The sequence below is a fragment of the Candidatus Desulfatibia sp. genome, from assembly GCF_036446775.1.
Lineage (GTDB): Bacteria > Desulfobacterota > Desulfobacteria > Desulfobacterales > UBA11574 > Desulfatibia_A.
The window spans coordinates 1-13,254 of record NZ_JAZFTO010000345.1; the positions used below are offsets into that span (position 1 = coordinate 1).

Annotated in this window: 10 protein-coding genes; 5 read left to right on the plus strand and 5 right to left on the minus strand. The window is 45.6% G+C overall.

Going from position 1 to position 13,254, the window contains the following annotated elements; translation table 11 throughout:
• Positions 1-465: 465 nt before the first annotated feature.
• Positions 466-1,023, plus strand: coding sequence for a periplasmic heavy metal sensor (locus tag V3S16_RS15960; RefSeq protein WP_413886719.1), 558 nt, complete (start codon positions 466-468; stop codon positions 1,021-1,023).
• 74 nt (positions 1,024-1,097) lie between these two features.
• Here V3S16_RS15960 and V3S16_RS15965 read toward each other — a convergent pair whose 3' ends face one another.
• The gene (locus tag V3S16_RS15965) at positions 1,098-3,257 is read right to left on the minus strand and encodes a PAS domain S-box protein (RefSeq protein ID WP_413886721.1); all 2,160 of its coding nucleotides are present in this window, start codon (positions 3,255-3,257) and stop codon (positions 1,098-1,100) included.
• A 703-nt stretch (positions 3,258-3,960) separates the two neighbouring features.
• On the opposite strand from V3S16_RS15965, the gene V3S16_RS15970 reads away from it, so the two are divergent.
• Positions 3,961-5,673, plus strand: a complete 1,713-nt coding sequence (locus tag V3S16_RS15970) for a glutamine--tRNA ligase/YqeY domain fusion protein (protein ID WP_413886723.1) — start codon at positions 3,961-3,963, stop codon at positions 5,671-5,673.
• A 127-nt stretch (positions 5,674-5,800) separates the two neighbouring features.
• Here V3S16_RS15970 and V3S16_RS15975 read toward each other — a convergent pair whose 3' ends face one another.
• Together V3S16_RS15975 and V3S16_RS15980 are read right to left on the minus strand one after the other, a co-directional pair.
• The gene (locus V3S16_RS15975) at positions 5,801-7,066 is read right to left on the minus strand and encodes an inorganic phosphate transporter (RefSeq protein WP_413886725.1); all 1,266 of its coding nucleotides are present in this window, start codon (positions 7,064-7,066) and stop codon (positions 5,801-5,803) included.
• 16 nt (positions 7,067-7,082) lie between these two features.
• A complete protein-coding gene (locus tag V3S16_RS15980; protein WP_413886727.1) occupies positions 7,083-7,763 on the minus strand; it encodes a TIGR00153 family protein in 681 nt (226 codons plus the stop codon).
• A gap of 376 nt (positions 7,764-8,139) precedes the next feature.
• Between V3S16_RS15980 and V3S16_RS15985 the strand changes: the two genes are divergently transcribed.
• From V3S16_RS15985 to V3S16_RS15995, 3 genes are all read left to right on the plus strand, one after another.
• On the plus strand, positions 8,140-9,135 hold the full coding sequence (locus V3S16_RS15985) for a radical SAM protein (RefSeq protein WP_413886729.1): 996 nt from the start codon (positions 8,140-8,142) through the stop codon (positions 9,133-9,135).
• Between the two features lie 33 nt (positions 9,136-9,168).
• Positions 9,169-9,705, plus strand: coding sequence for a type IV toxin-antitoxin system AbiEi family antitoxin domain-containing protein (locus tag V3S16_RS15990; protein WP_413886731.1), 537 nt, complete (start codon positions 9,169-9,171; stop codon positions 9,703-9,705).
• 317 nt (positions 9,706-10,022) lie between these two features.
• On the plus strand, positions 10,023-10,310 hold the full coding sequence (locus tag V3S16_RS15995) for a transcriptional regulator (RefSeq protein ID WP_413886733.1): 288 nt from the start codon (positions 10,023-10,025) through the stop codon (positions 10,308-10,310).
• Between the two features lie 321 nt (positions 10,311-10,631).
• On the opposite strand, the gene V3S16_RS16000 is transcribed toward V3S16_RS15995, so the two are convergent.
• Together V3S16_RS16000 and ilvD are read right to left on the minus strand one after the other, a co-directional pair.
• Complete coding sequence (locus V3S16_RS16000) at positions 10,632-11,066, minus strand: hypothetical protein (protein ID WP_413886735.1); 435 nt, start codon at positions 11,064-11,066, stop codon at positions 10,632-10,634.
• 13 nt (positions 11,067-11,079) lie between these two features.
• Complete coding sequence (gene ilvD / locus V3S16_RS16005; protein ID WP_413886737.1) at positions 11,080-12,717, minus strand: dihydroxy-acid dehydratase; 1,638 nt, start codon at positions 12,715-12,717, stop codon at positions 11,080-11,082.
• Between the last annotated feature and the right edge of the window lie 537 nt (positions 12,718-13,254).

Below are 13,254 nucleotides of genomic sequence, written 5' to 3' on the forward strand. Positions count from 1 at the left end.
GGAATCAATCTTGCTGAGCCTGCCGAGCCTGGACTTTTTTATAGGGACAGATAAAGTTTACGGCGATCGGCAGGAGACCGGCAATCCCTTTTACACCAGCCTGAAGCCCTGGAACCGCAATGCTTCGGACATGGGCGATTTCGCCCGCTTTCTCGAATTTTGGGGCTGGCGCCTTTAACATGTTCTACGAATTCATCAACATGGATACTTTTTAACCATTCCGGCCTTAATAAGCCCGACAAACTGAATACTTTATATCCACCCTCTTTTATCTTCTCTATTTAAAAATAATTAGCCTGAAAAAAAATGCCGCCAAATACATTGTTTTTTCAAGATTTTGCAGTATTTTTTTTATTGTAAGCCTGTTGCTGGCACACAGTTTGCTATAATGAATAACAAGCCGCGTGGGCTTATTAATAATTTTTTTAAATCGATTATCATTTCCAATGTGAAAGGAGAATAAATATGTATAACAATTTTACCAGAAAAATAATTGCGATTTTGGCAATTACTGCTTTTGTGGGATTCGGATCCTACGCCTTTGCCGACCGGAGCGGGGGATACGGTCAAGGCGGTTATGGTCATCAAGGATACGGTATGGACTACGGCCGCCACGGATACGGCATGGGATACGGCATGGGCCACGGCATGATGGGCGACGGTATGATGGGCCACGGCCAGCGAGGATACAGAGACGATTACCGCTCAGACAGGGGCTATGAGGGTGACTCGACCCGCGATGAAATCCGACAACTCGAAGAAGCACATGAAGCCTTTTATAAAGACACCGAAAAACTCAGATATAAACTCGATGATAAAGAAATGGATTTGAGTAGAGAGCTGGGCAGGGAAAACCCGGACAAACAGAAGGCTGCCAAACTGCAAAAGGAAATTTCCGAACTAAGAAGTAAGCTAGATCAAAAAAGAATCAACCATCTAATCGCGACCCGTAAGATTGCCCCCAACACCGGAAGAGGCTGGATGAGGGGTTACGGTTCTCGCGGTGGAGACTGCTGGCGTTAGCCGGTGCCCCATCATTTCCTCCTAATAGGGGCGGCCTTTCGGGGCTGCCCCTGAACCCCTGAATCTCATGTTCTTCACCTGTTATCCAAAATCTCCCTTATTTTTTGCGACATATTTCTCATATCAAAAGGTTTTTGGATAAAACCATCGCAGCCCCGTTCCAGTATTTCGGCAGCCTGACCATGGATGCTATATCCACTTGAAAGCAGGATTTTTAGATCCGGATTGACCTTTTTCAGTTTGTCATAGGTCTCGCCACCGTCCATTCCCGGCATAATCATGTCAAGGATGACCATATCAATGTGGTCCTTTTTTTCTTCACAAATCTTTATCGCATCCATTCCATTATTGGCTATTAAAGCTCTATATCCAAGTGTCGCCAGTAGTTCCTTACCCACATCGATTATAATATCCTCATCATCCACTAAAAGAACAGTTTCCGACCCTTTTATTATATCTTGTTCCTTTTCCTTCTTTTTGATGACTTCTCTTTCAGAGGCCGGCAGATAAATGTCGAACACCGCCCCTATACCCTTTACACTCTTAACATCTATGAAACCACCATGATTCTTGATGATACCATAAACAGAGGCCAATCCTAATCCAGTACCTCTGTTAATTTCCTTGGTTGTAAAAAACGGATCAAAGATCCTCTGCCGGGTTGCAGCATCCATACCAACTCCTGTATCGGCAACCGAAATTTTTGCATAGTTACCCGGCTTGAATTCAAAGGCTTTGGAGTGATTTTCATCAAGCATGACATTTTCTGTTTGAACAGATAAAATTCCTCCTCCAGGCATTGACTGCCAGGCATTGATATAAAGATTCAACAGAACCTGTTCTATCTGCCCCTGATCGACATCTGCAGACCAAAGATTATTTTCATACTTTTCACGCATAGTGATCTCTTTCTTAGTCCGGCCGAACATACGATTTTGTTTTTTAACAATTTCGTTTAGATCTGCCGCTTTGACTTCATATTTTTCGCCTCTTGCAAAGCCCAGAAGCTGCTTGGTAAGATCCGATGCACTTTTAACATATTCTTCTATTCCTTTGATATGTTCTAAAAAGGACTGGGTTGAATCCGTATCCGCCGTCATTAAAGAAACGCGTCCCTGGATTCCCATCAGCAGGTTGTTAAAGTCGTGTGCAATCCCTCCGGCTAAAGTTCCGATGGCCTCCATCTTCTGAGATTGCTTAATGTGGGCTTCAAGTTTCTTTCTCTCTTCCTCAGCCTGCTTCTTCGATGTTAAATCAATAACGTTTCCCATGCAGGCGCTCTGTCCATTGAAGTTGATTGTTGCGGCAAAAAGGCCGAACCACACTGGTTCGCCACTCTTTTGTATGGCGCGAAATTCGTAGTTGGTTGTGGTATCAATGCCATTGGCCCTGGCCAACTCTCTCTCTTTGACCATATTACGATCTTTGTGATGTACAAAATTCCAAAGCTTCTTACCCGTCATTTCCCCGGGTGCATAGCTCAGCATTTGCGCCAGACAATCATTTACATATACAATTTCCCCATCTAGATGGATGAATATTCCGGTTAAGGACTGATCGGTTAAGGCACGATATCGCTCTTCTGATTGCTTGAGGTTATCTATCAGTTGATCTCTTTCTTTAACCGTTTCTTCATAATCAGCTATTAAATCTTTGCTGGTAATTTTTAAAAACCACCTAAGCATTTGTTTTAGAAAGCTGGGCCCTTTCTTCCATGTCATACGGAAAGAGCAATATTCGCCACCAGCGACGACACATTCGATTTCCTCACATTTCACATCCGCAGCACCTGTCATTTTGGCTATGCCTATATAAATTCCCATATTCCAGTTGCAGATATCTTTGGTAACCCGAAAATTTGGATAATAATGGAGTTCGAACACGGCTGAATTATTCGTCAATTCACAAAGCTTTACCTGTTTCGTTCTGTTAAACCGAGCATTGATCTTGGCCGGCTGTTTACAAACAAATTTGGTGCTGAATATTCTACTTAAAAAAAGAATGGTTTTGGAAAACTGTTCGATGACGGCCTTCTCCCCTGCTTTAACCAGGGCATTAGAACCGCCCACAACTTTTTTAGCATTGGCAAATAAAGCCAGAGAGCATTCATTTGAAACCCAATAGGCGGAATCATTCAAGTGGTGTTCATGGACTCGTATCAGGTTTGAAGGGTTTTCTTTATCTGCAACAAGATAGCTGTCATTATCAACTAAACCATCGAGTGTTTGCCGCACGCCCTCATCGCCATAATGCTTCCTCAAGTAGCCCAATAATCCACGAAAATTGGAACAATTTATATCCTTGTCCATTAACATTGTAATGGCCTGTAGTTATTGCTAACTAATATACAATATTAAAACAAAATAGATCACCTTCAACTTATGCAGCAAATAATGTGCCAATTAATTCAGTGTATAGCTGTCCAACTGAAAAAAACTGTATATAATTGATTTTATTAAGTTAATAATTGATGACGATTGTAAGCCGGGGGTACAAAAAGCTATGGTTAATATTAAAGGGTTTTCTGTGTCAGAATTTTGACATGAATGCAGGCGATTGATGAATTTTGCTGTTCAAATCAAAGAGCAAGAATCTTTGGTGTAAAATGAAATGTTGACATAAAATCGCCCCTTCCTGTAACCTTTCCCATATAAAAACATGTATGCGTTCACAGGTTCAGTGTTCAACGTTCAGCCTGCGACAAGCTCAGCCGAGTCGGGTTACCTTTCTGTTGGGTTCACAGACTCAGAGTTCACCCCTTCCGAGCGACGGCAGGCGAGATTCAGGGTTGTTTTTTTCATGCGTTCACAGGTTTCCCGCCGCTGGTGGGATTCAACGTTGTCTTTATTCGTTGAACCCGCCCGAGGCGAATAAACCTCTGAACCCTGAACCTTTGAACCCGTGAACGGTTACGAAAGTATTAAGGGAGATGCCAAGATGACTAAAACCGATATTACGGTCCCCCCCAATTTTATCCGTCATATTATTGAGGAAGACATAAAATCAAACAAGCACGGCGGAAAGGTCGCGACCCGTTTTCCGCCGGAGCCCAACGGCTATCTGCATATCGGACATGCCAAGTCCATCTGTCTGAATTTCGGTCTGGCCGCCGAGTACAAGGGCACCTGCAACCTGCGGTTCGACGATACCAACCCTGCCAAGGAAGAGGTTGAATATGTGGAATCAATAAAGGAAGACGTACGCTGGCTGGGGTTCGACTGGGACGACCGGCTGTTTTACGCCTCCGACTACTTTGATCAGCTCTTCGATTACGCCGTACAGCTCATCAAAGACGGTAAGGCCTATGTTTGCAGTTTAAGCGCCGACGAAATCAGAGAGTACCGGGGTACTCTGACGGAAGCCGGCCGGGACAGTCCTTATCACACGCGTTCGGTTGAGGAAAACCTGGATCTGTTCCAGCGTATGCGAGCGGGCGAATTCGCAGACGGCTCCCATGTACTGCGCGCCAAAATCGACATGGCGGCACCTAATATGGTCATGCGGGATCCGACGCTGTTTCGGATTCGCAAAGTACCTCATCACCGCACGGGTGACAAATGGTGCATCTACCCCATGTACGATTTTACCCACTGCCTTTCGGATTCCATCGAAAACATCACCCATTCGCTCTGCACCCTGGAATTTGAGAATAACCGCCAACTGTACGACTGGGTGCTGGACGCACTCAACGTCGATTGTCACCCACAGCAGATCGAATTCGCGCGCCTGAATCTCAGCTACACTGTTTTGAGCAAACGCAGGCTTGTGCAACTGGTGGATGAGGGGCATGTCAGCGGGTGGGACGACCCCAGGATGCCGACTCTCAGCGGTTTGCGGCGGCGGGGTTATACGCCGGAGGCCATCCGCGGCTTTTGCGAACGCATCGGCGTGGCACGGAGAGACAGCGTCGTCGACATGGCGCTTTTAGAATACATAATCCGTGAAGATCTGAACAAGTGGGCAGCGCGGGTGATGGCCGTCCTGCGCCCGCTGCGGGTAGTGATTGTCAACTATCCTGAAAACCAAACGGAAGAACTGGAAGCAATCAACAACCCCGAGGATCCCGGCATGGGAACCCGCAGCGTTCCGTTTTCACGGGTACTCTATATCGAACAGGAAGATTTCCGGGAAGATCCGCCCAAAAAGTTCTTCCGTCTGGCCCCCGGACGTGAGGTGCGTCTGCGTTACGCCTATTTTATCAAGTGTGTGGATGTGATTAAAGATGAACAAACCGGCGAAATCGTCGAGCTGCACTGCACCTATGACCCCGCAACGCGGGGCGGGGCGGCTCCGGACGGGCGCAAGGTTAAAGCAACCCTGCACTGGGTTTCGGCGGAACACGCTATCAACGCCCAAGTACGCCTGTACGACAATCTCTTCACGGTGCCGAACCCGACGGAAGCAAAAGACGGCCGAAAGTTTAAGGACTATATCAATACGAACTCACTGGAAACATTAAGGGACTGCCGCCTGGAACCGAGCCTGGCAGGTGCGGCTCCGGGCAGTTGCTACCAGTTCGAAAGAGTCGGCTATTTCTGCGTTGATACGTTCGATTCTACTGACGAATCTTTGGTATTTAACCGTACGGTAACCCTGCGGGATACATGGGCCAAAATCCAGAAAGCCCGGCAGCAGCAAAAGAAAAAATGAAAACCTAATCGAGTCAAAACTGAATCAGGTGTTATCTGTTATTGGTTTTAGAAGCAAGATAAGCCCGGATATATCGTTATATATCAACGATCTTAGAGGATTTTTAAGCGCCGTGCCTAACAGGAATCTAACCAAAGATACCTTTCAGTGTGAAAAAGAAAAAAGCAGCCATGAAACCACTTGCGGGCAATGTGACTATCCAGGAGATAATGATATTTAAAACCACCCGTAAGTCTAACGCCCCGACTCCGCGAGCTAAACCGACTCCAAAAACCGATCCGACTAATATGTGTGTGGTCGAAACGGGGATTCCGGTTCGAGAGGCAAGCACAACAGTTGCAGCCGCCCCCAATTCTGCACAGAAACCGCGAGTTGGCGTGAGTTCGGTGATCTTTTTGCCAACAGTCAGCATTACCCTGTAACCTAAGGTAACTAAGCCCAATACAATGCCGCCGCCGCCTATTAATAGAATCCAGAGGGGTAACGGCGTTTTTTGCATCACCTCGCCGCCTGAATTAACAATACTAAAAACCGCGGCCAAGGGGCCGATGCCATTGGCCACATCATTTGAACCATGGGCAAAAGCCATTGAACAAGCGGTAAATAACATCAGCGGAGTAAATACTTTTTCAACACCGGCAAAGTGAGATCTTCTATCAGCATTTTCATCAAATTTAATTCTTCTTATTAATAACCCGCCCAAAAAAGCAACAATGCCTCCGATGCAGACAGCAACAAGAAAACTCGCCCAGATAGACAAATCGATTTTCAGATGTTTCAGGCCTTTGAATAAAGTTACCAGCGATATAACAAAACCGACCAGAAAGAGATAGCCGGGTGCATATTTTTTTGCATTGCCAAGCGGGTTATCCGTATTTGAAATTAATTTGCGAATACTTATGACCAAAAAAAAGCTGATAGTTCCGCCTACGAGCGGTGAGATTATCCAACTGGCGACGACTTTTATAATTTTATCCCAGCTGACCGCATCAATCCCAATGCCGACAATGGCAAAGCCCACAATCGCGCCGACAATCGAATGCGTTGTGGAGACCGGCCAGCCTTTTACGGAAGCAATCGTCAACCAGACTGCCGCCGCCAGCAAAGAAGCAAGCATGCCGTAAACAAGAATTTGAGGATCGTTAATAATTGAAGAAGGGTCAACGATACCCTTTCGAATTGTTGTGGTCACGTGTCCTCCGGCTAAAACTGCGCCTAAAAATTCAAAGACAACTGCGATACAAATAGCCTGTTTAACAGTCACCGCGCCTGCTCCTACCGAGGTCCCCATTGCGTTTGCCAAATCGTTTGCGCCAACTCCCCACGTCATATAAAGTCCGAAAACAACTGCAATTATAATGAAGATAGATCCGTATGCCGCAATAATTTCCACTCCGACTTCCTTTCTTTTACCGGGCCAGGAATAGCAAGATTCGATCACCAACATTTTCCGAATGATTGGCCACTTCGCCAATTTCCTTAATTAATTTATACCACAATATAACTGAGACCGGTTTCAACTGGTCTTCCATGGAGAATAAAAGCCGGTTAAGTTCTTTTGCCAAATCATCCGTAAGCTCTTCGGTTTGTTTTAAATCTACAATCATATCAGTAACGATGGACGAATATTTACCTCCAAAACCAACTTCCAGCAATTGATCCAGTTCTTCGATTACCTTTAAGGCTTTATTGTAGGTGTCAATTGTCGCTTGAATAAGTTCCATTAGAAGATCGCGCATTGCTTCCGGAACCTCCATTTCGCGGACGATCAGAATGCCGGCGATGTTTTCGACAGAATCTGCGATTGAATCCTGCTCCGATATAAGGACTAATAGATCGCGACGGGCGACCGGCAAAAAAAGGGTTTTTGGCAGATTAAGCCGCATTCCATTTTTGATTTCATCGGCCTCACTTTCAATCTTATCGATTTTCTCGGCAATTTCTTTAACTCGATTTTGATCCTTTTTGAAGAGTGCCTCAAATAAGGGCATGAATTCATCCATACATTTAGCGACAACCCGCATATGCTCCTGAAGCGGTTTGAATGGAGATTTTCGCAGTAATCTGGCAAGAGGATTAGTTGTTTTCATTATAAGTTTACCTCCTTATCTATTACCTCAATTGAGCGAAAACGCTCTATTGAAAGTTGTCAGATATTTATCGATCTAAGGTTTCCACCATTATTAGCCTCGACAGCGAAGAATGCTCCTTTCCGCTGCCGCTTCCAATAACGGCGCTTAAGACTTCATTTTCTATCTATAGCAATTCCCGGCGTCATCAACAACCCCGCCAACCAAAAAACCGGCAAAACTTTCTGTCATTGCCACTAAGGCACCAAGGCACGAAGAAAAAAATAATAAAATATTTTTTGTGTCTTTGTGGCAAAGTAAATTTATTTTTTACTTCAGTTGCGATGAAGACGGACTCGCTGTTGCAGTTCAAATCTTGATATAGTATGGTTTCGTTATGAAAAAAACCGTAGCCTTTTCAAAAAACGCCCTAAACATTTTCTTTCATATTCTAACTCAGTGCAATCTAAAGTGTCAGCACTGCTATATCAACAGAGAACAGCACGGCGAACAGACGCTGCCGATTGAGACCATCAAAGCATGGCTCGAGGTGTTTGCCCGCAAGAACAAAGCAGCCAATGTTATATTCCTGGGCGGTGAGCCTACAATGCATCCTGATCTGCCGGCTGCCGTAAAAACAGCCAAAATGATCGGGTACAGCTCCATTACCGTGGATACCAATGGATACCTCTTTCATGATATCCTGTCAAAAGTCGCTCCCGACGAGATCGATTACTTCAGTTTCAGCTTAGATGGTGCTACGCGCAAAACAAACGATATGATTCGGGGCGAGGAATCTTATGATAAATGTATCGCCGGGATCCGCAAAGCCGTCCAGACCGGTTTTTCAACCAGCCTTATCTACACGGTAAGCACTCTAAACATCCACGAACTTGACAAAATCCCGCTTTTGCTTAAAGATCTGGGAGTAAATCGTTTTTTCATTCAGGTTATCGGCCTGCGGGGAGAATCTAATAAAACCGGACAGGAAAAACTTCAGGTTTCGTGCTCACAGTGGCTAAAGATAATTCCTGATGTGGCCCAAAAGATTGCCGGACTCGGTATAACGGTTTCATATCCGAAAGTTTTTTTAAGCTCCGATGAGATTTTCGAGTGCGCCGGCATCGTCGCCGAAAATTATTTCATTTTCCCAAACAAAAGGGTATACCGGTGCCCTTTGTGTGAAGACTTTCCCTTACACAGCATGGTTCTAAAGAACGACATGCTTATCAAAACCCCTAAGATAAACGAGGTCGATTTTTTCGGGCTGAACATCCCCGAAGGGTGTGTGATGAACAAGCTTATCCAGCCGGGTAATTTACGTTACAACAAAAATGGTGAGCCCGAATACAAAATTGCCTGCTGCCTGCTCAAAGAAGAAATCAGCCCGTAAGGTATTATGGAAAAAAGATAAAAGGAAGCTGATATGGAGTGCCCGCATTGTGTAAGTATAACCAGTAAAGTGGTCGATTCAAGGCTAACCAGCGACAGGGTTTCCATTCGCCGCCGCCGGGAATGTTTGCTCTGCTTGGAAAGATTTACAACCTATGAATCCACAGAAGAGCACATGCTTCCTGTTTTGATAAAAAAGAAGGTCGGATACGGATCGACGAAAACGAGCTTAAAGACGCTTCTGCCATTTATATCAAAGACCTTAAAGGACTTATCTAATGAGATCAAAAAGCTCGTAGCGCAGATGGACAAGCTTGAAAGGTTTCAAGCTGTAGGGGCGGTATCAAAAAAGAAAACATTACCGCCGAAACCTGTTGTCCGTAGAACAGCCGCTTTAACTACCACGGATGCAGTCCTCAGAATTGTTCGGCGCTATAAAAAGGGGGTCGGAATCTCAACCTTGAAGGCCAAGACAGGATTTGACGACAAAAAACTCAGCAATGCTGTTCACAGAGCCGTTAAGCAAGGTAAAATCAGACGTGTTAGGCGCGGTGTTTATATCATATCGTGATGGTTTCTTAAAAAGAAAAACTTCTTTTTTACGAACGTTTTAGGTTTTATGAAGTAGGAAATTTAGGAGTAACCGTTCTCAGGTTCAGGGTTCATAGGTTCAGCCGCCTACACTGAAGCTACGTCGTGCCAGGAGGTTCGGGGCTAGTTAGTAAAGGTTAACAAAAAAAAAGCAACCCGACTCGGCTGAGTTCGTCGCAGGCTGAACTTCTGAACTCTGAACCTGTGAACGCCTACGAAAGGTAACCCGACTCGGCTGAGCTTGTCGCAGGCTGAACGGTGAACTCTGAACCTGTGAACGCCTACATTTAGGAACACATGCAAACCATACGCAAGCAGATGAGCGGGCTTTTGGAAAAAGAGGAGATGAGCGCCAGGGAATTATCCCAGGCCGTGAGGATCCGGGAAAAAGAGGTGTATGAGCATCTTGCTCATATTGGACGTACTGTCAATACTAAAAGAAAAAAGCTTGTGATCACACCTTCCCAATGTTTGGGGTGCGGCTATGTTTTTAAAGATCGAAAGCGTTTTACACGCCCGGGTCGTTGCCCGCATTGCAAAAACGAACGCATCAATAACCCAGCCTATCGGATCCTTAGTTTTTAATGATTATTTGTCCTGACCCATACTTGAATTGACCGAAATGAGAACCGAGTCACGGCTTCATTTGACAGATGATTGTCTCTTGATATCTAATAACACAACCCCAAGGCTTTTATACGATACCATGATACATATAGCAAAGAGGGTGTATTATGGTATTATCTTTAATTTAAAAATGCATGTCAAATTATATTGGTTTATGGAAAAGATTTAAAGAGGTTAGCGTGGTTGAGGAATAGATTGCATCATTGGGGAAGTGTAACCAATGGATACTGTTTTAGGATGATCACCAGCCTGTTGATACCTTAAAAAACCCCCGATCGCTCATTTAATTAGCTCCGCTTTATCAAATTTATATTCATATATTCTATCGATCTCTTGGCCCCAATCTCCGACTTCCCCCCATCGAACAAGGGTGTCGTCGTAAAAATACAACCAGTAATCTTTTCTTACCCACTTAACTCCAAGGGCGCTGGCACTGGCCTTTATGACCGTCAGGACGGTTTTTCCGACCATAGCCCCTTTAGACTCATCCGTACGCAAAGCCAGTGTGTATTCCCAGACCTCGATTATTTGAGCGTACTTATTTCTTATGGCACCTTTTGCAACCGTCGGCTTTCCCAGGGCAGCTGATACTTCTTTTTTGCTCATTCCAAGAGAGATTTTTTTGAATTTGTCTTCCGTCTTTTTTTCGCCGGCTGCACATCCTATCAGGAAGTAAAAGCCAATCAGCACAAATATCAATCTATTTTTTCTCATTACAGCCTCCAGCTTATTTTCCGTAGCAATTAAGGCCGGCATATTTTTGCCTGTAGGCATCCAGCAACGGCGTCAGCTTTCTTTCCGGGACAGCAACGTCCTTTAACCTCGCTTGAATTTCCTTATCGCTCAGTTGAACTTGCAGTTTTCTATTAGGGATGTCTATCTCGATAACATCTCCATCTTTTATAGCGCCGATGGCTCCGCCGTTATAGGCCTCCATCTCAACGTGACCGATGCAAGGCCCTGTGGTAGCGCCTGAAAATCTACCGTCGGTGATTAAAGCTACCTTTTTATATCCGGCACCCTTGAGGGCATCGGTAGGAGTTAACATTTCGGGCATCCCCGGAGCACCGGCCGGTCCCTGGAACGGCAGCACCACCACATCATCTTCGTTGATTTGTTGGGCTTCAATGGCATCCAGCAGAGCCTTTTCCGTATAAAACACCCTGGCAGGTCCTGAGTGAACCAGCATTTCCTTGCCAACGGCCGTCTGTTTGATGATGGCGCTGTTGGCAATATTACCGGTTAATACCGCAATGCCGCCTGCGGGATGGTAGGCTTTATCCGTAGGTCTGATCACATCATCATCTGTTGCCTCAGCTTTGCCGGCGATCTGCTGTATAGATATCCCGTTTACGGTGGGTGAGTCCTTTAGCATCGCTTGCAAGCGGTTCAAAACAGCCGGAATGCCCCCGGCGCTGTCGATATCCGCCATTTCATGAGTTCCCGCCGGGATGATCGAGCAAATATTCGGCGTTTCTCGTGAAATTTTGTCAAATACAGCAGCATCAACGTCTATGCCGGCTTCTCTGGCAATGGCCGGAATATGCAGGACTGCGTTGGTGGAACCTCCCATGGCTATATCTACCCTGACGGCGTTGGCAAAGGCGTTTCCGGTCATGATATTTTTTGGACGAATATCTTTTTTGACTAGTTCCACAATCGATTTTCCGGATTCATAGGCCTGTTTTTTCTTAAGGGGATCCACGGCTAAAGTGGTGCTGCATTTTGACAGCGACATGCCCAGTACTTCGGCCACTACCGCCATGGTATTGGCGGTATAAAGCCCCACACAGGATCCCGCGCCGCAGACCATTTGTGGTAGCAGTTTTTCAGCCTCCGCGGCCGACATCTTACCGGCTTTAACCTCACCGACGAGACCGAACCCCTGGATAGGGTGGTGTTTCCGTCCCTCGATAATATTGGCCTTCATCGGTCCGCCGGTTAATATAATTGCGGGCAGATTCAGTCGTCCCGCCGCCATTAACATCCCCGGAGTAATTTTGTCGCAGCCGGTTATACCGACCCAGCCGTCCATGGAGTGTGACAGGGTCATAATTTCAATATTATCGGCGATATGCTCTCTGCTTGGGAGACTAAGCCGCATTTCCACAAACATGGCGATGCCGTCACAAACACCGGGCACACCCCATTCCAGGGGCACACCGCCGGCATCGCGGATACCGCGCTTGACTTCCAGGGCAAGTTGATTCAAATGGATATGGCCGGGTATAATGTTATTATAACTGTTGGCAACACCAATAAACGGCTTTTCCGGATCAAAATCCTCTTTCTTAAGACCGGCAGACATCATTAATGCCCGGTGGGGCAAGGTTTCAATATTCTGCTTTAATACTTTTGAACGCATGGCTGTAAGTACCTCCTAAATAGTTCGCAACGTTATCTCTTAAATTGCCTTTTAAGAAAACCCTGAAGCCCTTTCCCTCAAGGTTATTGAGAAGTTACCAAGTGCTTGTTTGAGTTTACGCCTTTTTTAATAAAAAAGTCAAGATCTTGCCGACTGCCGGAGGAGCCGGATACGGTCGGGGCGTTAGGGGCGGCGCTTATCGCCCGGGAACGCAGCGCAAATCGCTGATAATACCGCTACCGGCAGGGTAAAGAATCCTGGCTCTCCGAGGCGTAGGCTCTACCCTCCGGCCTGTAGGCCCTACGGGCTGGAAGCGGAGCCGGAGGCCCAGAGGACCAGGCTTTGATTTCACTCCATAGGGGTGCACCTATCTCAAATGGAGTAAATTTAAATTCAAAATAACAAATATCAAACAAATAACAATGACCAAAAGGGGAAATCCCAAATAACAAAATACAAATAACAAATAAATTCCAATGACCGAAAAAACAAATAACAAACAAAAGAATAAAAAAATAGTTTTAGCCCTTGTTTGGA

Bases quoted from the DNA above. Each gene is read 5' to 3' on its own strand.
- V3S16_RS15960 (WP_413886719.1), top strand. From the start codon at position 466: ATGTATAACAATTTTACCAGAAAAATAATTGCGATTTTGGCAATTACT.
- V3S16_RS16000 (WP_413886735.1), bottom strand. From the start codon at position 11,066: ATGAGAAAAAATAGATTGATATTTGTGCTGATTGGCTTTTACTTCCTG.
- V3S16_RS15985 (WP_413886729.1), top strand. From the start codon at position 8,140: ATGAAAAAAACCGTAGCCTTTTCAAAAAACGCCCTAAACATTTTCTTT.
- V3S16_RS15970 (WP_413886723.1), top strand. From the start codon at position 3,961: ATGACTAAAACCGATATTACGGTCCCCCCCAATTTTATCCGTCATATT.
- V3S16_RS15980 (WP_413886727.1), bottom strand. From the start codon at position 7,763: ATGAAAACAACTAATCCTCTTGCCAGATTACTGCGAAAATCTCCATTC.
- V3S16_RS15995 (WP_413886733.1), top strand. From the start codon at position 10,023: ATGCAAACCATACGCAAGCAGATGAGCGGGCTTTTGGAAAAAGAGGAG.
- V3S16_RS15990 (WP_413886731.1), top strand. From the start codon at position 9,169: ATGGAGTGCCCGCATTGTGTAAGTATAACCAGTAAAGTGGTCGATTCA.
- ilvD (WP_413886737.1), bottom strand. From the start codon at position 12,717: ATGCGTTCAAAAGTATTAAAGCAGAATATTGAAACCTTGCCCCACCGG.